This is a genomic window from Blautia hansenii DSM 20583 (assembly GCF_002222595.2).
In the GTDB taxonomy this organism is placed as follows: Bacteria; Bacillota; Clostridia; order Lachnospirales; family Lachnospiraceae; genus Blautia; species Blautia hansenii.
In genome coordinates, this window is sequence record NZ_CP022413.2 from 1668561 (window position 1) to 1694414 (window position 25854).

19 protein-coding genes are annotated in these 25854 nt (G+C 37.5%); 2 read left to right on the forward strand and 17 right to left on the reverse strand.

Annotated features, from left to right (window positions below; translation table 11 throughout):
* The first annotated feature begins 68 nt into the window (after positions 1-68).
* Positions 69-1313 carry a nucleotidyltransferase gene (locus CGC63_RS08325; protein WP_003021211.1) on the forward strand — a complete coding sequence of 415 codons (1245 nt, stop codon included), beginning with the start codon at positions 69-71 and terminating at the stop codon, positions 1311-1313.
* A gap of 3 nt (positions 1314-1316) precedes the next feature.
* Here the strand turns inward: CGC63_RS08325 and CGC63_RS08330 are convergent, their stop codons facing one another.
* The 11 genes from CGC63_RS08330 to CGC63_RS08385 form a co-directional block, all read right to left on the reverse strand.
* On the reverse strand, positions 1317-2681 hold the full coding sequence (locus CGC63_RS08330) for a PFL family protein (protein WP_003021209.1): 1365 nt from the start codon (positions 2679-2681) through the stop codon (positions 1317-1319).
* A gap of 32 nt (positions 2682-2713) precedes the next feature.
* Positions 2714-2986, reverse strand: a complete 273-nt coding sequence (locus tag CGC63_RS08335) for an ACT domain-containing protein (protein WP_003021207.1) — start codon at positions 2984-2986, stop codon at positions 2714-2716.
* Positions 2987-3011: 25 nt separating this feature from the next.
* A complete protein-coding gene (locus CGC63_RS08340; RefSeq protein WP_003021205.1) occupies positions 3012-3809 on the reverse strand; it encodes an MBL fold metallo-hydrolase in 798 nt (265 codons plus the stop codon).
* The gene (gene coaE / locus CGC63_RS08345) at positions 3796-4398 is read right to left on the reverse strand and encodes a dephospho-CoA kinase (RefSeq protein ID WP_040351135.1); all 603 of its coding nucleotides are present in this window, start codon (positions 4396-4398) and stop codon (positions 3796-3798) included. The genes CGC63_RS08340 and coaE overlap by 14 nt, the downstream gene beginning before the upstream one ends.
* Before the next feature lie 23 nt (positions 4399-4421).
* Positions 4422-7064 (reverse strand): DNA polymerase I, encoded by a 2643-nt coding sequence (polA, locus tag CGC63_RS08350; RefSeq protein WP_003021201.1) that lies wholly within the window; start codon positions 7062-7064, stop codon positions 4422-4424.
* Positions 7065-7232: 168 nt separating this feature from the next.
* Complete coding sequence (gene galT, locus CGC63_RS08360) at positions 7233-8720, reverse strand: UDP-glucose--hexose-1-phosphate uridylyltransferase (protein ID WP_040351134.1); 1488 nt, start codon at positions 8718-8720, stop codon at positions 7233-7235.
* Between the two features lie 19 nt (positions 8721-8739).
* A complete protein-coding gene (locus CGC63_RS08365) occupies positions 8740-9909 on the reverse strand; it encodes a galactokinase (protein ID WP_003021194.1) in 1170 nt (389 codons plus the stop codon).
* A gap of 116 nt (positions 9910-10025) precedes the next feature.
* Positions 10026-10937, reverse strand: a complete 912-nt coding sequence (locus CGC63_RS08370) for an ArsR/SmtB family transcription factor (protein WP_003021192.1) — start codon at positions 10935-10937, stop codon at positions 10026-10028.
* A gap of 142 nt (positions 10938-11079) precedes the next feature.
* Positions 11080-13155, reverse strand: a complete 2076-nt coding sequence (locus CGC63_RS08375; RefSeq protein ID WP_003021188.1) for a DUF6449 domain-containing protein — start codon at positions 13153-13155, stop codon at positions 11080-11082.
* Positions 13130-14032: an ABC transporter ATP-binding protein gene (locus CGC63_RS08380; RefSeq protein WP_003021186.1), complete on the reverse strand. Its 903-nt coding sequence runs from the start codon at positions 14030-14032 to the stop codon at positions 13130-13132. The genes CGC63_RS08375 and CGC63_RS08380 overlap by 26 nt, the downstream gene beginning before the upstream one ends.
* Positions 14029-14400 carry a GntR family transcriptional regulator gene (locus CGC63_RS08385; RefSeq protein WP_009246133.1) on the reverse strand — a complete coding sequence of 124 codons (372 nt, stop codon included), beginning with the start codon at positions 14398-14400 and terminating at the stop codon, positions 14029-14031. Before CGC63_RS08385 ends, CGC63_RS08380 begins: the two co-directional genes overlap by 4 nt.
* Positions 14401-14702: 302 nt before the next feature.
* Between CGC63_RS08385 and CGC63_RS08390 the strand changes: the two genes are divergently transcribed.
* Positions 14703-15251: a Uma2 family endonuclease gene (locus CGC63_RS08390; RefSeq protein ID WP_003021183.1), complete on the forward strand. Its 549-nt coding sequence runs from the start codon at positions 14703-14705 to the stop codon at positions 15249-15251.
* Positions 15252-15329: 78 nt separating this feature from the next.
* Here CGC63_RS08390 and CGC63_RS08395 read toward each other — a convergent pair whose 3' ends face one another.
* The 6 genes from CGC63_RS08395 to CGC63_RS08420 form a co-directional block, all read right to left on the reverse strand.
* On the reverse strand, positions 15330-17957 hold the full coding sequence (locus tag CGC63_RS08395) for a pPIWI_RE module domain-containing protein (RefSeq protein WP_003021182.1): 2628 nt from the start codon (positions 17955-17957) through the stop codon (positions 15330-15332).
* A complete protein-coding gene (locus CGC63_RS08400) occupies positions 17954-21007 on the reverse strand; it encodes a pPIWI_RE_Z domain-containing protein (RefSeq protein ID WP_003021180.1) in 3054 nt (1017 codons plus the stop codon). Before CGC63_RS08400 ends, CGC63_RS08395 begins: the two co-directional genes overlap by 4 nt.
* Complete coding sequence (locus CGC63_RS08405; protein ID WP_003021178.1) at positions 20991-22127, reverse strand: restriction endonuclease-related protein; 1137 nt, start codon at positions 22125-22127, stop codon at positions 20991-20993. Before CGC63_RS08405 ends, CGC63_RS08400 begins: the two co-directional genes overlap by 17 nt.
* Before the next feature lie 402 nt (positions 22128-22529).
* Positions 22530-23471: a 2-hydroxyacid dehydrogenase gene (locus tag CGC63_RS08410; protein ID WP_003021174.1), complete on the reverse strand. Its 942-nt coding sequence runs from the start codon at positions 23469-23471 to the stop codon at positions 22530-22532.
* 11 nt (positions 23472-23482) lie between these two features.
* The gene (locus CGC63_RS08415) at positions 23483-24802 is read right to left on the reverse strand and encodes an aspartate kinase (RefSeq protein ID WP_003021173.1); all 1320 of its coding nucleotides are present in this window, start codon (positions 24800-24802) and stop codon (positions 23483-23485) included.
* A 131-nt stretch (positions 24803-24933) separates the two neighbouring features.
* Entirely contained in the window at positions 24934-25818 is an 885-nt protein-coding gene (locus tag CGC63_RS08420) for a DMT family transporter (protein ID WP_003021170.1), read from the reverse strand.
* Positions 25819-25854: the final 36 nt, after the last annotated feature.

Genomic DNA, 25854 nt, shown 5'->3' on the forward strand with positions numbered 1-25854 from the left:
GACAGAAAACTATTGTCAGTTTTCTACTTTCTCCTGTATACTAAGCAGTAGAAAACGGAGGTACGATTATGCAAAAAGCAGTGGGTATTATCGCAGAATATAATCCTTTTCACAAAGGACATGAATATCAAATTCAACAGGCAAAAGAACAGACAGGGGCGAATATTGCTATTATTTTAATGAGCGGAGATTTTGTACAGCGGGGTACTCCTGCTATTTTCGCAAAGCATCAGAGAACTGCCATGGCACTTTTGGGTGGCGCTGATATTGTTTTCGAGCTTCCTTCCTTTTATGCCTGCGGCAGTGCAGAATATTTTTCATCAGGGGCAGTTTCTGTTTTCAATGCGTTAAATTCCATTGATTTTCTGTGCTTCGGAAGCGAGAGCGGTGAAATTGATACCTGTCGCTTCTTAGGAAAGCTGCTCGCAGACGAACCAAAGCTCTATAAAGAAAAGCTGCGCAGTTTTCTTAAACAGGGACTGTCTTTTCCTGCTGCCAGAAAATCTGCATTGGCAGAATATTTGAAAGAAAAAGATATCCCTTTTTCTGAAGACTTTTTAGATACGCCAAACAATATTTTAGGTATCGAATACTGTAAGTCTCTCGCTGCTCAAAACAGTTCCATTGTCCCTGTTACCATAAAGAGAATTGGCAGCTCCTACCATGAAACTTCCCTTTCTTCAGAATATCCCAGTGCCTCTGCCATACGCAGAGAGCTTATTGCTGCTTGGAATACTCAGAAATTTCTTTCTGATACTTTAAAAAATGCACAGCCGCCTGCTGTAAAGGATTACCTCTGCGCTCTATTGGAAAACGAAACTTTTCTCATAGAAGATGACTTCTCACTACTTTTGAAATATGAACTGATGAAAAATACACCGGAAAGTCTGTGTGCCTTTTCTGATATGTCTCCTGATTTAGCCAGACGAATTTATCATCATTTGAATACCTTTGAAACTTTTACACAATTTGCAGAACAATTAAAAACAAAAGAGCTGACTTACACCCGCATTTGTCGGGCTTTGCTCCATGTATTATTAAATATTCCCTCTGATTTGCCTGCTATCTCTCCTGCGTATGTAAGACTGTTGGGATTTAAAAAAGAAAGTTCTTTCTTTTTGCGTATTTTACAGAAAAACAGTGATATTCCAATCATTACAAAAGCCGCCGATTATAAAAAATTATTGCCAAAAGAAGCTCACTCTCTTTTTGAAAAAGATTTGTTTGCTTCCAACCTTTATGAAACAGTAAAGTGCAATAAAAAATCGACAGCCTTTACAAACGATTTGCAAAAGCCGCCGATTATTCTTTAATTCTTAGTTTTTAAAGCTGTGAATTGGTGCCGGTATTCTTCCCTTACGACTGACAAAAGCCTCACAGGAATATGGATTTACCGGCATAATCGGTGCATATCCCAGTAAACCGCCGAATTCAACAGTTTCTCCTACACCTTTTCCGATAACAGGAATAATACGAACTGCTGTTGTTTTCTGGTTTACCATACCGATTGCACATTCATCTGCAATAATACCGGAAACAGTAGATGCCTTTGTATCTCCCGGAATTGCAATCATATCAAGACCTACGGAGCATACACAAGTCATAGCCTCCAGCTTTTCAATAGTTAAAGCATTGGCTACCACAGCATCAATCATACCCTGATCCTCACTTACAGGAATGAAAGCTCCGCTTAATCCGCCTACATAAGAGGACGCCATAACGCCGCCTTTTTTTACCTGATCGTTTAACAGGGCTAATGCTGCGGTTGTTCCCGGCGCTCCTGCATATTCCAGACCGATTTCACAGAGAATATCTGCCACACTGTCTCCAATCGCCGGTGTAGGCGCAAGAGATAAATCCACAATTCCAAAAGGAATGCCAAGACGTTTAGATGCTTCCTGCGCTACCAGCTGTCCCACACGTGTTACCTTAAATGCTGTCTTTTTAATAGTTTCACAGAGGACCTCAAAGCTTTCGCCCCGTACTTGCTCCAAAGCTGTTTTTACAACACCCGGACCTGAAACACCTACGTTAATAATGGCATCTGCTTCTGTTACCCCATGAAAAGCTCCAGCCATAAAAGGATTATCATCCGGCGCATTACAAAATACTACCAACTTCGCACATCCTAAAGAGTCATCCTCTTTCGTTGCTTCTGCTGTTTCCAGTACAATTTCACCCATAAGGCGCACAGCATCCATATTGATGCCTGTCTTTGTAGAGCCCAAATTTACGGAGCTGCACACTCTTTCTGTACTAGCCAAAGCCTGAGGAATAGAACGAATTAAGAGCTCATCTGCCTGTGTCATTCCTTTACATACTGTTGCAGAATATCCGCCGATAAAGTTCACGCCTACTTCTTTAGCAGCTCTGTCTAACGTTTCTGCCAAGGTCACAAAATCCTCCGGAGTTTTGCAGGCAGCGCCCCCTACAAGGGCAATGGGTGTAATAGAAATTCTTTTGTTTACAATGGGAACTCCGAATTCCTTTGAAATGTCCTCTCCTGTTTCGACCAGACGGCTGGCAAGGCGGGTAATCTTCTCATAAATTTTGCGATTTAACTCCTGTAAATCTGCATCAATACAATCCAAAAGACTAATTCCAAGTGTAATGGTACGAACATCCAGATTTTCCTGTTCAATCATTTTGTTCGTTTCATTTACCTCATACATGTTAATCATAGTTGTTTCCTGTCCTTTCTTCCTGCCATCTTTTAAATACGGTGCATTTTTGTGAAAATATCTTCTAACTGTGCATGAATAACAACACCGATTTCTGTGCCCACTGCATCCAGCTCTTCTGAAATTACACTGATTTTCTTGGAACACATACTGGTGTCTGTAATCATCATCATATTAAAGTATCCGTCTACAATGGTTTGTGTGATGTCTAAAATGTTAATATTGTTTTCTGCCAGATAAGTACAAACCTTTGCTGTAATACCTACGGTATCCTGTCCTACTACTGTGATAATGGTTTTTTTCATGCTTTTGTCCTCATTTCTTTCTTTTTTATACTGTCACTAAATCGGAAACCTGCTCTCTGTGCGCTACCATAATTTTAAAATCCGTAGATTTCCACGGGTTTTCTCCCATGGTAACTTCGGAGCATACAGTTTCATAAGCGAGAGCTTCATAATTATTTTCCCGACTTAAATGTCCTAAAAAAACAGCTTTCATCTGGTCGTGTAAAAGCCTGCACAAAAGACGCCCTGCCGTTTCATTGGAAAGGTGTCCTCTTTTCCCTAAAATACGCTGCTTCAAATAGTAAGGGTAGCTTCCTACCTGCAACATATTCACATCATGGTTTGCTTCTAAAAGAAGCACATCAAGACCTGATAGATTTTGAACAATATATTCATCATAATATCCCAAGTCTGTTGCAATACCTACGGATTTTTCTCCTTGATTTACCCGATATCCCACCGGTTCTGCCGCATCATGGGATATTGCAAAGGGCTGTATCTCTAAATCGCCTATCTGAAACCTTTTATTTGCTTCAATAGGATGAAAAAGCCCCTCCGGCATCTTTCCCAAAGAGCTCATTCCCTGCATTGCCTCCATTGTCCCTCTGGTACAATAAATCGGAATTTTATACTTTCTGGAAATCACTCCCAGCCCCTTAATATGGTCGGAATGTTCATGGGTAACCAAAATACCGTTACAGTCACCGGTGGTATGGTTAATGCTGCGAAGTCCTTCTTCAATACGCTTTCCGCTAATCCCCACATCCACTAATAAGCCGGTGGTATCACTTCCAACATAAATACAGTTGCCACTGCTTCCGCTGGCTATACTACATAAATTCATAATAAGTTCTCATCTTTCGCTCAATTTGAAGATAAGTATGTGCTACATCTTCATCGTTATATAACTGGAGGTCGCACCGAGCCTCAAATTCCTCATCAGGAAGCTGATTTGCCATCATGCGCTGAATTTTCTCATCGGAATATCCTCTGTCATGACGCAGTCGCTCCATACGTACTTCTTTTTCGCAATAAATATACCACATCTCATCACAAATTTCATCATATTTTTCTTCCAGCAGCAAAGCTGACTCAATAAAGAAAAATTCTGTCTCTTCTTTTTTTGATTTTTCAATTTCTTTTAAAATATATTTTTTCACCGCAGGATGTATAATATCATCCAGCTTTTTCAGCATTTCCCCGTCCTCAAATACAATGGAGGCAATGGCTTCTCTGTTTAAAGAAGTATCATCTTTTACAATCCATTCCCCAAACAGCTGAATAACCGGTTCATAGCAAGCTCTTCCCGGCATCATCAGTAAGTGCCCTACGTCATCCGCCTTCACAATTCGGCTGTCAAAATGTTCTTCTATATAATTTAATACCGCACTTTTTCCGGAACCCACTCCGCCTGTCACTCCTATAATTCTCATACCCATTCCTCCTTTGTAAATCTCTATTTTGCCTCGTACCAGTTTTCCCCTGTGTGCATATCGATTTCAAGAGCCACAGATAAATGTGCCGCCTCCTTCATCTCCTGCTCCAAAATAGCAGAAACCTGCTCCACTTCCTCTTTTGCTGTTTCAATCAACAGTTCATCGTGTACCTGCAAAACTAATCTGGATTTTAAATTTTCTTCTTTTAAGCGCTTATTTACTCGTATCATGGCAATTTTAATAATATCTGCCGCCGTTCCCTGAATTGGGGAGTTCATAGCCACTCTTTCTCCGAAAGAACGCTGCATAAAATTGCTGGATTTTAACTCCGGTACCGGTCTGCGTCTGTGAAACAACGTAGAAACATAGCCTTTTTCCTTAGCCTCTTCTACTAAACCATCTAAAAATCCTTTGATTTTCGGATAAGTCTGAAAATAGCTTTCTATATACTGGGCAGCCTCTTTTCTGCTGATACTTAAATCCTGACTAAGTCCGAAAGAGCTGATACCATATACAATTCCAAAATTTACAGCTTTGGCATTTCTTCTCTGAAGAGGTGTTACTTCATCGAAAGGAATGTGAAAGACCTGTGAAGCCGTAATTCTGTGAATATCCTGCGCTTCCTGATATGCCTGAATTAGCTTCTCGTCTCCTGACATGTGTGCCAGCACACGAAGCTCAATCTGGGAATAATCTGCGTCTAAGAATATAAATCCGTCTTTTGGAATAAATACTTTTCGAAGCAGTCTTCCCAATTCTGTACGAACCGGTATATTCTGTAAATTCGGCTCTGTACTGCTAATTCTCCCTGTTGCGGTGATGGTCTGATTAAAAGTAGAATGTATTCTGCCATCTTCTGCAATATAGTTGGCAAGTCCGTCTGCATAAGTGGATTTTAGCTTTGTAAGCTGTCTGTATTCTAAAATATCAGCCACAAGCTTATGCTCGGGAGCTAATTTTTCCAGCACATCGGCCGCTGTGGAATATCCTGTTTTTGTCTTCTTTCCTCCGGGCAGCTCTAATTTCTCGAACAAAATCACCCCAAGCTGTTTGGGAGAATTAATGTTAAATTCCTCTCCTGCCTGCTCCCAGATTTCTTTTTCCAAAGCTTCAATGCGAACCTGAAGCTTTTCTCCATATTCCTTTAATGCCTCCGCTTCGACTAAAATACCCTCTTTCTCCATATCTGCAAGTGTAAACAAAAGAGGCATTTCCATGTCAGTATAGAGCTCTTTCATATTTTCCTTTTCCAGAGCTTCCAAAAGTGATGTTCTGGATTTCAAAGCAGTATATGCCATATAACAGACGCTTTTGGCAAGTTCTTCTTCTTTTTCATTAGCAGCCTTTATATAGGATAATTTACCCAGTAAATCTTCCTTAGCAGGAAACATTTCTCCTAAAAATTCTTTTGCAATATCATCGTAAGTATACTCGGATTTTAAAGGATTTAAAAGGTAGGCTGCAAGCCCTGCATCAAACATATCGTTATGAGATTTCAAATCCATATAGCGCAGCATTGCCTTAATATTCAATGAAGCAATCAGTTTGCCCTGTTGGCAAAACTCCTGCGTTTTTTCAATGAGATAGTCTTCTGTCACAAAGCCCTGCGGCAAAATACTGTATACCTCTGTTTCTTCTTCTCCCCATGCCAGACCTAAGCCTAAAATCTGCCCTTTTTCTTCCAAAAGCTCAATACCTACAACAGGTTCTTCTAAAGCTCTTTCAAAAATCTTCTCTGTTTCTGTAAAATCTGTAATATATCGGAAGCTTTCTTCTATTTTATTTTCTTCTCCTGTATCCTCAAAACGGGAAAGGAAATTTTTAAATTCCAATTCTTTGAAAAATTCATACGCTTCCGGTGTATAAAGATTATGAATTTTCGCACCTTCCCAATCATATTCAATCGGACTGTCAATACAAATGGTTGCCAGTTCTTTGCTCAGTACAGCCAAATCATAATGTTCCAAAAAAGCAGTTTTTGCTTTATTCGGCTTTAATTCCTCTGCATGCGCCTTGGCATTTTCTACTGTTCCGTATTCCAACAGGATTTTCGTCGCTGTCTTTTCTCCTACACCCGGAAGTCCCGGAATATTGTCTGCGGTATCTCCCATCAATGCTTTCAACTCAATAATCTGTAACGGCGTAAGCTGATAAGCCTCTTTCACATCATTTTCATAATAATCTTCGATGGTAGTTTTTCCGCCCTTTGTCTTTGGAATACGAATACAAATATGAGAAGATGCCAACTGCAATAAATCCCTGTCACCGGAAAGAATGGTAACGTCCATACCCTTTTCTTCACTTTTCTTTGCTACGGTTCCCAGAAGGTCATCTGCCTCATATCCCTCTTTGGTAATCATGGTAACGCCCATTGCTGAAAGTACATCCTTCATCACCGGTATCTGCTCTCTTAATTCCATTGGCATAGGCTTTCTTGTTCCTTTATAAGCCTCATACTGCTTATGGCGGAAGGTAGGAGCATGTAAATCAAAAGCAACCGTAAGATAATCCGGCTTTTCCTCTTCCAAAATCTTAAATAAAATATTTAAGAAACCATAAATCGCATTTGTATGAAGTCCTTCCGCATTTGTCAAATCAGGCAATCCGTAAAATGCCCTGTTTAATATACTGTGTCCATCTATCAGCAGGATTTTTTCCCTCATTGAATTCTCCTTAAATTTTTTAATGCAAACATTATACCACGTCGACTGCCGTCTCCGTGAGTTTTTCGCCTTATAGAGTCCTCTGCGTACACGCAGGACTCTGCAAGGCTCATTATACCACATAAAGTGCAAAAAAGACAGGCAATGCCCATCTTTTTTGTCTTCTCTTTATAATACAGCCAGAAAACGTCTGAACGCTTCTCTTCCTTCTTCTGTACATTTGTATACACCGGCATCCTCCAACACATGAACAAACACCTGTCCAACCTCTTCATGAAGAATGTCCATTACATTTTCCTTTGTAATCTTTTCGTATTTTGGCGCAAATTCTGCTACCCATGCCGCATGTTTTTCCAAAACTTCGTTTTCAGCAGGATTTTTACCTTCCACAAGATATTCTGCCAAAAGCTCCATTTCTTCTTTTAAGCGTGCAGGAAGCACTGCCAATCCCATAACCTCAATCAAACCGATATTTTCTTTTTTAATATGGTGATATTCTGCATGAGGATGATATACGCCTAATGGATGCTCCTCTGTTGTAACATTATTTCTCAGTGTTAAATCCAATTCATACATATCGCCTTTTTTTCTGGCAATCGGTGTGATTGTATTATGTGGTTCTCCGTCTGTTTCTGCAAAAACTAATGCAGCCTCGTCTGTATATCCTCTCCATGCGTCCAAAACATGACTTGCCAAATCAATGAGGCGCTTCTCATCCTTACTGCGAATTCTAAGCACAGATAACGGCCATTTTACAATACCTGCTTCTACATCTTCATATCCCGGAATAGTGACCGTTTCTTCCATTGGAGCTTTTGCCATTGCAAAAGTATAGTGACCGCCTTGGAAATGGTCATGACTTAAAATAGAACCGCCTACGATTGGAAGGTCCGCATTAGAGCCAAGGAAATAATGCGGAAACAGCTTAATAAAATCAAAAAGCTTCACAAAAGTATTTCTTTCAATTTTCATTGGTACATGCTGTCCGTTAAATACGATACAGTGTTCATTATAATAAACATAAGGAGAATACTGAAATCCCCACTGGCTTTCATTGATTGTAATCGGAATAATTCTGTGGTTTTCTCTTGCAGGATGGTTCAATCTTCCGGCATATCCCTCATTTTCCATGCAAAGCTGGCATTTCGGATAAGCGCTTGCTTTTGCATTTTTTGCAGCTGCAATGGCTTTCGGGTCTTTTTCCGGTTTGGAAAGGTTAATGGTAATATCAATGGTTCCATAAGGGCTTTCCACTGTCCATTTCTGGTCCTTTTTAATGCGATAGCGGCGAATATAGTCGCTGTCCTGACTTAATTTATAGAAATAATCAGTAGCTGTTTCCGGACTTTTTTCGTATTCTTTCCAGAATTTTTCCTGCACCTGAGAAGGACGAGGCATTAAACAATTCATAATTTTTGTATCAAATAAATCCCTGTATCCGATGCTGTCTTCTATAATATTTCTTTTCACCGCTTCATCTAAAAGATTTTTTAAAATCTCTTCTAAATCGGTATTACATGCTTCTGTTGGCTCTTCATAATCATCTTCATGAAATAAATCAAGCAGTAAATTAATTGTATAATTTTTTTCACATGCAGGAACAAGGCCTGCTTCCATACCGTACTGTACTAAGTCTCTGATGTCTTTATTTAACATTTTTTTCACCTTTCTTATTTTACTGAATTCTTCTGGAACCGTCACCGATTTCTACTACATAAAAATCTGCTGCATAACCAATCTCTTTTTCATAAATTTCTCCCACATTCTGAATAAAGGAGTCAATTTTATCTTCTTTTACAATGCTGACTGTGCAACCGCCAAAGCCTGCACCTGTCATGCGGGAGCCGATTACTCCATCCTGTTTCCAAGCAGCTTCCACAAGGGTATCCAGCTCTTTTCCTGTCACTTCGTAATCGTCACGAAGAGAAATATGTGATTGGTTCATAAGCTTTCCAAAAGTTTCCAAATCATTTTCTTTCAATGCTTTTACTGCCTGAATGGTTCTCTGGTTTTCATATACTGCGTGCTTTGCTCTTTTACGGCATATTGGATTTGCGATAAAAGCTTTCACTTCTTCAAATTTTTCTTCTGTCAGTTCGCCAAGCGCCTGAATATTCTCGTGTTTCTGAATGTCTGCCAGCGCTTCCTCACACTCCGCACGTCTTTCGTTATATTTTGAGTCTGTCAGTTTTCTCTTTTTATTGCTGGCTGCAATGACAATTTTTGCCCCATCCATCTGAATTGGCGCATATTCATAATGCAGATTTCCGGTATCTAAGAAAATAGCGTGATTTTCTTTTCCCATGGCAATGGCAAACTGGTCCATAATTCCACAATTCATACCGTTAAATTTATTTTCTGCATACTGTCCGTACAGAGCCAAATCAATCATGGAAAGTCCTTCAAAGCCAAAAAGGTCTACTAATATAACACCCATCAACAGCTCTACGGAAGCAGAAGAAGATAATCCGGAACCGTTTGGAATATTTCCATACATAACCATGTCAAAACCGGTATCTGCCACATAGCCTTTTTCTTTAAAGGTCCAGATAACTCCCTTTGGATAGTTTGTCCAGTTGGCTTCTTCTCGGTATACCAAATCATCCAAACTTGTTTCAAAAACGCCTAAACGGCTGAAATTCTCAGAATAGAAGCGGATTTTTCTATCCTCTCTCTTTCTTGCCACGCCGTAAGTTCCGATTGTCAAAGCACATGGAAAAACATGTCCTCCGTTATAATCCGTATGCTCCCCGATAAGATTTACACGTCCCGGAGAAAAATAGCTTCGAATATCTCCTCCCTCTCCATAAAGCTCCTGAAATTTTTTTAATAGTTGTTTCTCCATCTCTACCTCCCAATTATAGCTTTACTTTATTTAAAACATTTTTTATGTTTTATTTTATATTTTATGTTTATAATGAAATTATAGCATATCTATTCCCCTTGTAAAGACTTTTTTGCCTAATATTTTAATTTCATTACTAAGTCCTGCGGATAATCCCCAAAGCAGCTTCCGAAAATGTTTACACCACCCACATGAGGAGCGTCTTCCTTAATTCCTATTCGCACCGAAATATAATCTCCCTCTGCCAGAGAATATTCTTTAATCCTTTTGTTACTAATCAATTCTTCATCTAAATACGTCCCTGTTTCGTCGATACGCCATGTTTTTAAATTTCCGTACTGAGTGTTTTTATCTTCCCACCAATCCGGATTTAATTTCCCCCGTCTGCCTCCAAAATCGGAAGGGCAGGTCCAAGTACCTGCTTCTATGCCGTTAATCCATAAGGTAATATCAGAAGGACAGTCTAAATTGTAATCTGCGGTTTCCGAACACAATTCTGCGGAAAATTCCATTCCTTTGGCATCTTCTCTTTGCAATCCTGCATTTGGAAAACGATATTCCAAATAACCGGAAGAAAACCACACCAGCTTTGCAGTCGTCCTTCTGGGGTCATAAAAGCATCTGGGCTCATCCTCCCCGTCAATATATTCCTCCTCGTTTACCATCCCGCAGGTAGGTGTAATTTTATAATCCACATAATTTCCTACGGGCATAGAAATAATTTCTTCTCTTTTTTTCGTTTCCCTTTTTTCCAAATGCAGTAAAATGCTGGTTTCCTGAAGAATACAAAGCTTCATAGAACCACGAATTCCCGGCTTTAGTTCTGTACGAATTAGGTTCGCTTCCTGAAGCACCCGCACGTGCAGCGCTGCGGAAGACGGAGGTATTTCCAATATTTCTGCAATTTCATTTACACAGAGAGGTTCTTTTTGCAAAAGCTCTAAAATGCGAATTCTAATCTCAGAAGAAAGGGCTTTTCCAAGTGCCATCAGTTCTTTTTCATCCTCTAAATTCAATCGTCTGCTCATTTTCCTTACTCCCGATTTTCTTGCAAATTTTAATTCTATTGTACCCTTGTTTTCTCATGCTTGTCAATGGCGCAAAAAAAAGGAGTTGCCGCATGAGACATATCTCCTAAACGGCAACTCCTCCTTTTTTCTATTCGAATGGTTAGTCAATATTCAGTTTTTCTAAAAGACTGTTGAAAGCTTCTCCTTCCATCATGTATAAATTGTTCTGCATCTGAGTTCCTCTGTCTTCAAACAGAATGTTAAAATTAAGCTCATAGCTCACCTTGCTTCCCAATCCATAATGCCCCATTTCATAAGTAAGGCTTGGAAGAATTTCTTCAATCTCTGCCTTGTCTGTAATTACTTCTTCTACATATTCGCCATTGCTTCTTGTTCCATAGCAAGTAATACTCAGAATGTCATCTGATGAAAGCTCTTTTAAAGGCTGTCCTGCATTTTCCAGAAGCTCTCTTGTCTTTGTAAAACTTTCATAAATCGGAAAATCCGTTGTCTGATTATAATTTTCCTCAATTTTTTCTTCTACGGATAGATAGCCTAGAATTCTGTCTTTGGAGCTTTGTTCCAAAGTCATACTTTCCAACTCTCCTTTATAGGTTTTATAAATATTATCTATAACGTCTTCTGTTGCATTAAGCTGAAGTCTTTTATCAAAAATATCTTTTACATATAAGTATTCTATATCCTGTTCTGATACATAGCTAGTAGGCAGCATTGTTTTTTTATAATCCCAGTTATCATAAATATCAGAGGCCAAGGCTAAAATTTCTTTGCTTTCCGGCAAGTAATAAGCTCTGTTTACGGTTCTTCCGTTTTTTAAGTGATAGCGGATGTATACAGATACCATAACGCTTTCATCCTCTTCTGTAAGAGCCCATGTGCTTTGAGTCCGAAGAAAAGCCGGAGCTATATCAACACTTTGCTTATCATGATCCTTATAATAATTTACACCAAGCTTTGCCATTTCATATATAGCATCAAAATCTTTTGTCTGATTTCTCTCCATCTGTTCATCTGCTCCCACCGGATATTTCATCGGATAATTTGCTCTTTCATTGATACTAGTAAAATAAACAGACATAGTCTCCACATCATCTTTTTCCGGCAAGTATTCATCCACACCTAAAATATCCATTTTATATCCGGCTAAAACCACTGCCAAGACAGCTAAAATCACACCGGTTGATATTTGGGGCCGAATACATTTACGAATATCCATAGTAAATAAAAATTCAAATACACAAGATAAAACAATTGACACTAAAATCACAGATACGCACAGCCACAAAAATTCATGCTCCATACCCGCACTAAAAAACAGAGAAATTAAAACAGAAATCGGCAGCACTGCACAAACCTTAATCATCGGCTGAAGCTTCTGGAAAGCTACGGATTTATGAAAGCTCTCGGACGGTCGTATTTTATAAATACACACATCTACTGCTAAAACCACAGCAATTAAAACTACTGCATAAATCACATACCCTCTTATACTGCCTATTTCTGCAGCCCAAAGATCCAGTGCATCTAAGTGTGAAATAACAGGACTTAAATATTTTGTAATCCCTGGTTCTTGAAACTGTGCTAAAGTATCAAAAAACATATTGTTCATATAGTGATATGCCCCGTATACAATCCAGCCGTAAGACATAAATCCCGTAAAAGCAAGAATACCTGTAAATAAATTCCCTGTCAGCAGTATAGCCAAAATTGCAAACACATACAATTCAAGGAAAAACAAAATATTCATTCCAATTGCAACAATCGTCTGAACTCCACTTTGAGCGCTGACTCCATGATAGCCGATGCCAATTAAGTAAGTGATGCCTACACTCAATAAATACGGTACAAAAAACATGAAAAAGCCGCTGAAAAAAGGAATAACAAAAAGCTCTTCTCTTTTTAAAGGGAGACTGTGATAAAAATCTGTTTTTTCACCGGAATACAAATAACAGAAACCTATAACGCCTAATAAAACAGCAATCACTCCGATAAAAATCGTCGCCATATTATTCTCCATTCCGATGCAGTTTAAAAATTCCATCTTCACCGGATTCATTTCATTCTCCATAGGAATAATTGCTTTTGCCCTGTCTAATGCCATAATTGTTTTTAACGGAAATATTGCAAGAAATCCCAACGTTATAAGAATAAGCAAATAAAAATTTCTCCGAATATTTTCCTTTATACTGTTAAATAAATAATTTCTTGATGTCATATCCTGCCACCTCCGTTTCGCTGATAAAGATTTCTTCTAGGGTTAATGGAATTGCCTCTGCAAACAATGGTTTTCTGTTATTGATTTTCCTCATAATTTCTTCTCGTTCCCCTTTTACCACCATGGTCAAAAGAGAAAGCCGTTTCTCATACTGCATCACATCCAACTCTTGCAAAAGCTCTTCTTCTGCTTTCTCATCCGGTATAACACACTGTACTTTATGAATATGCAGCTTCATATCTTCTACGTCTTTTGACAGAAGAACACCGCCTTTATGCAGCAACCCTACGTGGTCACAAATATCTTCCAGCTCACGCAGATTATGAGAAGCAATAATCGGTGTAAATTCTCTTTCGGAAACCTCATAGGCTAAAATGCTCTTTGCAGCCTGACGCATAACCGGATCTAAACCGTCAAAAGTCTCATCACAAAACAAATATTTTGTACCTGAACAAATTCCCAGTATCAATGCAGCCTGACGTTTCATTCCCTTTGAAAAAGTGCTGATTTTTCTTTTTTCATCTAAGCCCAGATTAGAAGCCAGCTTATGAAAACGCTCTCTATCATATTTTCGATAGTACATGGCATAATACTGAACCATTTCTTTCATGGTTGCATTTTGAAAAAAATAAGCTACATCCGGCAAAAAGAAAATTTCTTCCTTTATAGTAGGATTTTCGTACACCGGTTTATTATCTATAAATATTGTTCCGCTGTCTTGTTTTAAAACTCCTGCCAGCATACGCAAGAGTGTACTTTTTCCTGCGCCGTTGGTTCCTGCCAGTCCGAAAATACTGTTATCCGAAATTTTTAAAGATACTTCGTTCACTGCCTGTAAAGAACCAAAGGATTTGGACAGTTTTTCTGTTTTAATCATACTTTAACCTCCTCGTAAAATTCCGCTGTCTTTTCCACACACTCTTCTTTTGAAATTCCAATCTCTTTTCCTTCTTTTATCAGTATTTTCAGCTTCTGTAAGAAAACATTTTTTCGCTGTTCTACCAATGCCTGATTTCCTGAAACAAAGTTTCCTCTGCCTTTTACAGGATAGATAAATCCCTGCTGTTCCAAAAGAGAATATGCCTTTTGTATGGTATTGGGATTGATGGACAGCTCCGTAGCCAGGCTTCTTACAGACGGTATCTGTGTGTCCGGCTCCAAAACTCCTTTAATAATCAACATTTGAAATTTTTCCACAATTTGTTCATATATGGGTTTCCGATCTCGGTAATCAATAACAATCAAGGTCTCTCCTCCTTTCCCAGTGTATGACAATTTGTATTGTGTGTACTATGTATCCTAGTACACTTAAAGTATAATAAAAACGACTCGCCCTGTCAAGATGTTGCGTAACAAAAAAGTTTAAAATTTTTAGCTTGACTACATCCATATCTATTTACACCAATAGTTTTATAATATATAATCAGACATAATAGAAAAAGTATTTCCATCTTTAAAACAGCGCTATAAGGGAGATGCTCAAATGTCAGAAATACATGAGTATTACCACTCTGTCACAATCCATCGAGTAGAAAGGACGTTTTACTATGGCAATACCACAAAAACAGATTTACACAGAAATTGATTATTACACTCTTCCTGAAGATGTACGAGCCGAACTGATAGACGGTCAGATTTATTACCAGGCTGCTCCCAGCCGTATCCATCAAAAAATCTTAGGAAAAATCCATCAAAAAATTGCAAATTATATTGATTTAAAAGCCGGATTATGCGAAGTTTATCCCTCTCCGTTTGCAGTTAAATTATGGGAAGAAAGAACGACCATTGTTGAGCCAGATATAAGCGTTATCTGTGACCCTAACAAACTGACAGAAAGAGGCTGCACCGGAGCGCCTGACTGGATTATCGAAATTATTTCTCCGGGAAACTCCAGCCATGACTATGTCAGAAAGCTAAACCTTTATGCTGGTGCAGGAGTTCGGGAATATTGGATTGTAAATCCTATAAATCGCACTGTACTTGTGTATTACTTAGAAGAAAGCAAATTTGAAGTATCTTCCTATACCTTCCAGGACAAAATAAAAGTCAATATTTACGATGATTTCTGGATTAACTTCATGGAAATCAACCCATAATCCTTTTGTGAACCGCTTGCGCAATCTTTCTTGGATGACAGCAGGTTTTATTTTCATTCCTGCTGTCAAATCTTTTTTCTAAAATCGCCTCTTTATTTTACCCATAAATTCTCTTTTATTGTATGACCGCCTTTCTTGTGTTGCTTCATTTTCTTCCAGCTCTTGCCTTGTCATGTCTTTCCCATTCTCTGCAATAATATATTCTGTAAGTCTTTTTAATAAATATAGTGGCAATGGGGTAAGCGTCTGCGGTGATGCAGTAAGCGGCATACTCATTAAATCAAAGGTTAACTCTGCATAATATGAAAACAAAGTTTCCTGTGATGTTACAATATCAATCTCTGCCACTGTCTGAAGATAAAGTGGTTTTGAAGGAAGCATTAGTTTTGTCAAAGAAGCTTTTGGAGCCTTTATATCCGACCTTTTATGTACCAGATAGAACGTATTTCTTCTGTATTCACTCTGATATACACCACTAATCCGGTTATAAGGCTTCTTATCGTCTAAAGTATGGGCGCTCGGTACCTCATCCGTTGTATTAAAGCGAATTAATGTTAAGTTTTCTTTATGAATAAAAAGCTCTGTTTCCATACATTTCTTAAAATCAGCATTTTTAGCTAGTTTTAATTGATTTCTGCTTGCACAATCAATAAAGCAAACAACTTTTTTATGAATACATGTAAGCTCATTAATAGTTCTTAAAAACCATTGCTTAATCCCATCCGCTAAAACACTAGCCTTACAGCCTATAAAATTTACTTTTTTCAAAAGTTCTCTATCAAGTCTTTGACACATCTCAGGTATAGAAAACCATCGTTCTTCATCATTATAAAGTCTTATAAACATAGCTCCGTCTTTAATTAACGTCATTCCAAATATCTTACCATTGTTTAAATCTGATATTCTTCCAAATCCAACTATGCAATCCATTTCATGTATGAAATATTTCTTATCCTCATACATGAGCGGCGAATAAAACCCGCCCGCAAAAACAAGATCCTCTACGGTATTTTTCAATCTGGAAAGAAAGTCTTTATTTCTATAAACCGTTTCCTTCTCCATCCCGTCTACAACAGAGCCGTCTATGAATTGTGTCATTACTCCCATTTTTGCTAATTTATTCCGAATAAAATATTTTGGATCGATATCTTTCAAATTACTATATTTTTTCAAACGAAAATCAAGCATATCAATAGCTGCCAATTTTAAAGTGTTTCTCTTATCATCACCAAATATTTTTCTTAATTCTTCTTCTCTTTCTTTCTCATGCGTTTTTCTGTTTATACAGGGGAGCATTCCGGAAAATTGGTTTTTTACAAAGACAATCTGAACTTCTTTTCCATTAATCTGAACTATATTATGATTTGAAAAAGAAACTCTTAGCAAACTCTGAAGCATCTCTTGAAAAGCACTTTGAATAACAGGATTATTTGATGCCACATAAAAAATAATTCTATTACAATTCCCGTTATACAAATATCCTTTTTTATTGATTGCTATATTCGGAAACTGTAATTCCTCACTAATTCCTTCTTCATCTTCTACTTCTTTTGCAGTAGTTAAAATGGTTTTCCCTATTATGTGTATTTCATTAAGAGGTTGACGTGGGGTTAGTTCTGGAAAACATTCTGTTATTCGCTCCCACATTTCTTTTCGCTCCGGTAAACCTGCACCTCTGCTTACATAATTTTTTAAAAACTTCGTGATAATAAGTGCATGACCGTTCATTTCAAAATTTCTGACAGCTTGATTTTGTTCCAATATTTCTTGGATATCAATCTGCTCAAGTTCTAAAAAACAGCTATCCGCACAATCACACCACCAGGCCTTTTCTTTCTTCCCACGTTTCACATCAATTTCAAAATAAACCGGCTGCACATGATTATAATATTTACTGTCCCTACAAAGATATACTTTTGTGCTTTGTTTTCCGGATAAATAGTTTTTTCCCGTATTTTTGTTAATAATAGAATAACCCGTCCATATTCTGGTATGTAAAGTTGTGTGAAGAGTATAATATTCCTCATCAATACACTTTTTAAGCCTTATATCCAAATAGTAGGAAAAAGGCTGATCTGTATAATATGTTTCCTCATCTGTCACAATCTCCTCAATATTTTCCGAAATAAATGCTTCTTGGTTTTTCCTTCCTAAAAAAATAGGCGACGTTATTAATTCTGTATCAGTTCCATCTGTCATAACCAGTGTAAAATTCAGCTCACAACCCAAAGTATCCATACGTATTGGTTTTTGTGTCAGCCGATACCCATAATATTTTGGTAATAATCCGTACATGAGCGCCTCATACCTATACAAAGTATCCATAGACACACATTCACATTTTCCCCAGTCTCCATCTAAATCATAAGGAAATTTTTCGTTGAAATTATCTTCGTAGCTTTTTTTAATCCATTCTATGGTTCGGATTTTCAAAAGCTCCACGTTGATTTCTTCCATGCTTACGAACCAAATATTATCGTTGCCGGAAATTTGATATACTTTTCCAAACGCAAATAAAACACCGGGGAAATTTAAAATAACAACTTTCTTGATTACTGTTCCTGTCCAATCATATTCCTTTATTGGTTTTACTTTCCCTAAAAAATCTTTTAGATGAGAAGGCATCCGGTAAATATAGATTTTGTGTTCTTTTAAAGCTTCTCTTCGTACTTCCATCGCATGCAATTGTAATTTGTTTTCTTTCATTCATCTTCCTCCTGCAGATTACAATATATCCGTTCTGCTTCCCTGTTCATCTCACAAATTGCTTCATAAAAGTTCTGATACAAAATTTTTGTTGCCTTGTCTTCCATAATACTCTCCAATAAAAATTCCATAGAATGAATTGTGCTTGTACTTGGGCTTAGTTCTGTCCCTTGTTTCTGCAGCCCATCGCAAAAGGCGCTATCACACAAAAAAACAAAACTTTCATTCCCGTTTCTTTGTAAACGCCCAATTGCCTGCTTCATCTGGATTAAAATAAACCATGTCATGATTTCCCTGTCTTCCTCGTTTAAGCTTTTCCAGTATGTAATATTAGTGACATGAATAAATTTGGCAAAACAAGCTTTTCGAAATGCTAACATTCGATTTTGATAATCTTTGTTTTCTTTTTTTACAGCATCTATAATTTTGTCCAGTTGATAATGAATCATTTGAATTTCATTCGCATAATTTCCGGGAACCATATACGGTCTTGCCAAATAAAATTCCGTACCAAAATAAGAATTCCCGTCTTCATCCAGAATATTAAATCCTCTTGAAATAACAATCAGCGGAACCACCAAAATATCCGCATAATTACTCAGAACCGGAAATCTTTCAATATCTTTACGATAGACCATATAATTTTTCTTTTCTGCCCCATCTTCATTCACAAAATAAGCATTAAAATTATGATATCTGAGCTTTGCACACACTTCTTCTGCTTCCTGATAACTTCCGCAAATAATCATAATCTTCCGATATTGACTTTTGGAAAGGCAAGCACGAAGGGTATCTGCTAACTTATCTATCATTTTTTTAAGATTTTCTTTTCTCTGTCTTTCATTCGTTCCGGAAATACGGATATAAGATTTTCCATCTGCTAAGGGCTTAAATTTCATATAAATTTTCCCTTCCGGTTTTCCATACAGAATGGCATCCGGTTTTTTCGCAATATGATAATGCGCAGATTTCGGCGCTAAACTTGTCCCTGACAGACATAAAATGCCTGGACCCTTCTTCCCAAGTTCTTCTTTAGCCCCTGACCAATTCAACAGCATCTCTCTTCCTACACCTACATAACGGAGTGCATCAATATAAAGCAGATGATCCTTGAATTCCAATTTATAGCCAAGCAGCATACCAAAACATGGTTCCGTAACCAGGTGGCGCATTTGTTCTCTAATTCCGGCAAACATACGTACACTTTTACTGTAACCTTCCATTTCAAAATATACGGAGCTATATAATCGAACTAATCTTTTCAGCATTACATCAAACGGAACCAGCAACATAAGTAATATATATCGTTGGAACTGAAGTTCCTTATTTTTAATGTCAGAAGCATACGTTACACCATATCTTTTTAGTAAAGCTAAACTATTTTCTTCAATTTTCTTCTCTGCATAGCTACCCGTCCAGTGGAAATCAAACAGAAAATCCAACATAGTTTTTATCTCATTGCTTAGCTGCTCCTCTGTTATTCCATACATTCCCTCTGTTAGTTTTACATACTCCAAAAGAAGTTTTTCAAAAGATGTTTCCTTTCCATCGATGAGGACTTTTTCATAAGAAAATCCTTTCAAAACTTTATCCCGCAAAACATTGATCAAAATATTTTTGTTATTATAATGTTCAATAATATCGTGATATTTAATAAAAATCCGTTCCATGAGGGTCAAATGAGATTTCATTCGTTCGAAGTCCTGTTTAAAATTGTATAAATCATTTTTAATCACACTACAACCTTCAACTTTTTTATATAGCTTTTCTATTTCTACAAGAATAGACTCCTGTTCCCGGTTAATATGCTCTGTTACCATTAAAGAACGTTCAAAATCTTGTTGAATGTCATCTGCCTCATCTACAATAATAAGATCCATAAGATCATATAAAAGTTCGTACATGCTCCGATTATAATTATCTATTGGTTTTTCAACTTTACTCCTTGCGATCGCCTGTGGCGTAATTAAAATAATGTCCGCATCTATCAGTTCTCGTATACGGAACTGATGTCCACATGCACCAAAAAAGGGACAGACAACCGGAACTGATTGCTCATTCAAGAGCCGGTTGCATGGATATTTTTCAGTTTCATCCCCTGCAACTGCTTTTAAAATACAATTTCCGGACAAAATAGCTATTTCATCAGAGTTTTTTATTTCACGAATTCCTCTGCAAGCCGCAAGATACTCTCGTAAATAGATTTCTTCACTTGAAGTACTGATAAATGGTATTGCCTGTATTCCACACTGTTTTAACAACATCCATAATTCAAGCAATTTTGAAATTGAATTTTCTACAACTGCTATTTTTAAATGTTCATTTTTCACCGCATCATAGATTAAAGCCTGTTTTAAAGTTGACTTTCCGGAGCCTAAAGTCCCTACAACGTGGCGTAAACCATCCAGTTTTAACTCATCTCCATCCAAAATTTCAAGCTGAATGGATGGTCTATGTGAAAATATTCCCCCCATTTCTGCCAAAATCATATTCCAATCTTTATCTTGCCGGATTGTATAGATTTTCTTTTCTCTATAAGCAGGAAGCGTAGCTAATTCATCTGACGAACTTTCTACATTCAGCTCAAAGGCCTCTTGATTTCTATAAAAGATTTTTTCACAATAAACCTCTTTTTTTATTTCTTCTTCATCCGGAAGAGAATTTAAAAAATTTCGAAATAACAAAAATCTCTCCACAGAAACCTGGCAAGATGGGTTGATACGAATATGTCCTTCTTCTATCGTAAATATACGTTCACGTTCCATATGTGTCATGTAGTCATCCAAATCCCTGTTCCAGTAAAAACGGCTGCCATAAGAATGCCAGTACTTTCTCACCATATAAAGCCATCTCTGATGCTCTGCTGTAACCCTTTTTTCAGACAAACGCAGATAATATTTATTAAAAACGCTCCACCCCTCTTTTGCTTCTATATCCTCTCCTATGGAATGGATAACATATAAGCATACTTCTATTGCTATCTGACTTGTCCTTTTATAAAAAGGCAAGACTTCTTTGAGTTCTTTATATAATTCACGATAACGGCTCATCCTGACACCTCCATTCGCTATTCAACATAACAGGCAATCGTGCCTCCCGAATAACACGAATATCCATTCCGGCTTCTGTTAGATAGCTGCGTAGCTGTTCTATATAACTAAGGTTTCTGTTCGTCTGCGTATAAATGGAAATCCGATGCTCTGGAATAACAAGATAAACGGGGTTCTCTTTTGAATAGAATAATTTCGATAAATCACTGGTTTCTGTAAGTGTCTTAAAAAGTCTTAACGGATTTTTTACATCCTTAATATCCAGATATACCGCCTTTCCATTTTTCTGAACATCAATATCATATCGGTCCACATGTGGATATAAAAAAACATGGTCCGCGCCATAAAGGTCTTTCAATTTTTGATAAATTTTTCTTTCCGCAATCCCCGGAGACAGACAAAATCGATAAATACCGGGAAGCAACTCCATTGCCTTTCCTTGAAGTTTTATAGTTTTAGGTTCTAATTTTTCTTTTTGAATGTACCAGTTGCAAACTTCGTTATCGCAAATATTTTCGCGTTTTTCCATAATCGGTTTTCCGCACACCGGACATACTTCTACGTCCTTGCCATAATGTTTTTTACATGAAAAAGATTTTTTTAATATTTGGACGATTTCCGCAGGCACATTTAAGTTAGCTATATCATATTCCATAGAAATGGAATCTCTAAATTCTGTTTCTGATAAAAACAACCGAAATCGCACATACTCTTCCTCACATTCCTTAATGTAAATCCACGTATCTTCAGATTTTTCTTCTTCCAGCTTCTGAAGTTTTTCACGAAAAAACCGTATTCCGTTTCCAACAATTGCATTCTGCTGGATTTCCTCTAGATTTTCCTCTTGAAATAATTCTTCAACTTCTTTGTTGACTATTCCTGCATCGTAAAAAGGCTCCACCGATTTGATGCAAGTAATATAGTCGCATAACGGTCTTTCCTCCAGAAATTGATAATATTCACATAAGTTTGAAGGAATTTCTTGTATTCCGTTCTCATACAAATATCTGGTAAGCGCTTGTAACGCACTCATTGCCTTTTTTACCTGCTCTCTCACATCCTTTCTCTGCTTAATTTCCGTACTTTGCTTTAATAAATATAACAGGCTCATTTCATCCATTAAACGTCTATCCTCCTTTCAGCCTAGCGTAGAAAATTGTTGGGTTCTCTAACTATAATCTATTTCACTATAATAATCCATTTGTATTTTTCACAATATTCAGAATACAAATATAGTAATTTTTATGTTTCAGAATATAAAAAGCCAAAGTATTTCTACCTTGACTTTTCATCTTTACCTGTCACATTTAACGCATCTAAAGGTGTCGGCCAATAAATTATCCCTGTTTTTCAGAAAAATCAACAGGAGACGGAGCTTTTTTTATTTTTGTATCGTTTTTCTGCCTTTTTCCCCGAAACATAGAAAAAGTGCAAACCTTTTGAAATTTGCACTTTTTCCAATCTGCCATTTTCCTTATAAATCCGTTCTAAAAAGTTCAAACTTTTTTGTCAGTGAACAATTTTACATTACATTCTGCGGTTTCCCATTTTCCCATGCTCTCACATTTTCAAATGCAATATGCGCACGCTTCACCATAGCTTCTTTTGTAGCAAATGCCACATGTGGTGTCACCAAAATATTTTTTGCATGAAACAGAGGATGCGATGCTTCTACTGGTGGCTCTTTTTCAAATACATCCACACAAGCTCCTGCAATTTTTCCTTCATTCAGCGCCTCTGCCAAAGCTTCACTGTCCACCACCGGACCCCTTGCGGTATTGATGAGCACAGCATTTTCCTTCATCAATGCTAATTTTCCTTTATCTATCAGATGTGTTGTTTCCTTATTTAAAGGTACGTGCAGAGAAACAATATCACAGACAGATAAAAGCTCTTCCATTGATACAAATTGAGCGCCTTCAATCTCTTTCTCTGTTCTGCTGTATATATAAACTTCACACCCAAAGGCTTTTGCAATGCGGGCTACTCTTGTACCGATTGCGCCTGCACCGATTACACCAAATTTCTTAGCCTCCAGCTCAAAGCCTACTAAACCGTCTTTTGTTCCTTGGTTTCTCACAGCAGTATCACACTGTGCAAGTCTGCGGTAAAGAGAAATCAGCATACCAAAGACTAAGTCAGATACAGCTGCCGTAGAATAACCTGCACAATTACATACACAAATTCCCTTTTCCTTACATAAATCCAAAGGAATATGATCCACACCTGTAAAAGCAACTGATAAAAGTTTTAATTTTTCACAACCTTCTATCACTTCTTCATTTAAAGGAAGATTTGCCACCACGAGAATATCTGCATCTTTTCCTCTTTCAATCAAAGTTTCGGTGTCTGTGACTCTTGTATCATAATATACAATTTCTACATCTTTTGAGAGCTTTTCTTCTGCAATTTTTAAAAGCTGCTCTTTTTCCACACCTAATGGTTCAATAATTACTAATTTCACAAAATCACCTCTTAAATCTGTGTTTCTACAAAAATGTCATACAGCGCTTTAATTGCCACTTCAAAGTCTTCATTTTTCACACCCACAATGATATTTAACTCACTGGAGCCCTGATCAATCATTTTAACATTAACATCAGCATGTGCCAGCGCAGCAAAAATTCTTGCGGCAGTACCACGATTTGAACGCATGCCCCTACCAACCACAGCAATCAAAGCCAAGTCTGACTCTAATTCCATGTAATCCGGATTTACAGTTCTATGTACGCCTGCAATTACCTGCTGCTCTTTTTCCGCAAACTCATCCTGATGGATAAATACCGTCATAGTATCAATTCCTGATGGAATATGTTCAAAAGAAATCCCCTGTTCTTCTAACACCTGCAATACCTTTCTTCCGAAACCGATTTCTGCATTCATCATGGATTTTTCAATAAACAGAGAACAGAAACCTTTTTTCCCTGCAATACCGGTAATGGTATACAATGGCTTTTTACAGGTATCCTCTACAATCATTGTTCCTTCTGCTTCCGGTTCATTGGTATTTTTAATGTTAATCGGAATACCTGCTTTTCTTACAGGGAAAATAGCATCCTCGTGAAGCACAGTAGCGCCCATGTAAGAAAGCTCACGGAGTTCACGATAAGTAATGGTATCAATGGACTTTGGGTTTGGGATAATTCTGGGGTCTGTTACCATAACTCCTGAAACATCTGTCCAGTTTTCATACAAGTCTACATCTAAAGCTCCTGCAAGAATAGAGCCGGTAATATCAGAACCTCCTCTGGAAAAGGTTTTAATTTCTCCGTTTTCTTTTGCTCCATAAAATCCCGGTACAACTGCCCGTTCTATATTATTTAATTTCTTGGCAACCAAAAGCTCTGTAATTCCTGCATCAAACTGTCCGTTTCCGTCAAAACGAATGATTTCCGCCGGGTCCACAAATTCATAGCCCAAATATGCCGCCATAATTTTTCCGTTTAAATATTCCCCTCTGGATGCGGCATATTCTTTCCCAATCTGATTTTTAAAGTTCTCTTTTACTTCCTCAAATTCCTTTTCCAATGACAGAGAAATCTGTAAGCCATCAATAATTTGCTGATAGCGAGCTTTGATTTCTTCTAAAATCTTTTGAAATTTCCCCTCATCGTCTGCTGCCTCATAACAGGCATAAAGTAAATCCGTAACCTTTGTATCCTCTGAAAAACGTTTTCCGGGTGCAGACGGAACAACGTATCTTCTGCTTTCATCTGCACGAATAATTTTCCCTACTTTTTCAAACTGTTCTGCACTGGCAAGAGAACTCCCACCGAATTTCACAACTTTTTTCATTCCATATCCTCCCTGAGCGTCTTTTCTTCTGCATAGGCAGTGCAATCCTTGCGGAACGTTATTTATTTCATAGGACGCAATTTCCTATGGAATAAATAATAGCCTTTCATGTATAAAATGTCTAGCCTTTTCTAATTTTTTCCTTTTCCTTTATCCGATAAAATAAGTCCTGCAAAAACCAATACTACCCCAATTGCTGATACAACCGTTATTTTCTCTTCTAAAACAAGAGCAGATACAATAATTGTTACGACAGGAGAAAGGTATAAATAAACAGCCGTACGTACGGCGCCTAAAAGCTTTACCGCTAAATTCCACGTCACAAAACAAAGAGCAGAAGCTCCGATTCCTAAAAATAGCATATTTCCTAAATAGACAGGATTACGAAATCTTTCTAATCCCCATTCAAATCCCATAAGAAATACTGGGATAATCATAAAGAAAATACCGTAAAAGAAAATATGGCGTGTACTTTGAATAACAGACATTCCAAAAGAACCTATTTTTTTCACCAGCACAGAATAACAAGCCCATACAAACGCCGCCAGAAATGCCAAAATATCTCCTTTCGGGTTTAAAGAAAAAGCACTGCTTCCATGTACACTAATGAGAATAATTCCGGTAATACTTGTAAGAAATCCTATAAAAAATCCTGTTTTCAACCTTTCTTCTTTTAAAAATATTCTCCCTAAAATCGCAGTAAAAAAAGGAGCTGTGGCAATAATAATTCCTACATTAGAAGCATAAGTATACGTCAAAGCAATATTCTCCAAAAGGAAATATAAAGTCACTCCGGTAATCCCAGCGCCAATAAAATACAATTCCTGTTTTATGTTGCTTACAGACAAACCCTGATGGTTCATGAGTAAAAGTATAAAATACCCCATCAAAAAGCGCATAAATAAAATTTCAATGGGCGTAAACGCCTTTAATAAAACTTTTGTTGCAATAAAAGTCGTTCCCCAGACACAAATGGTAAATAATGCCAAGAAATGTCCTTTCGCATTTTCTTTCATAAACTTCCTCCTTCATATAGAAAAACCGGCAGGCAC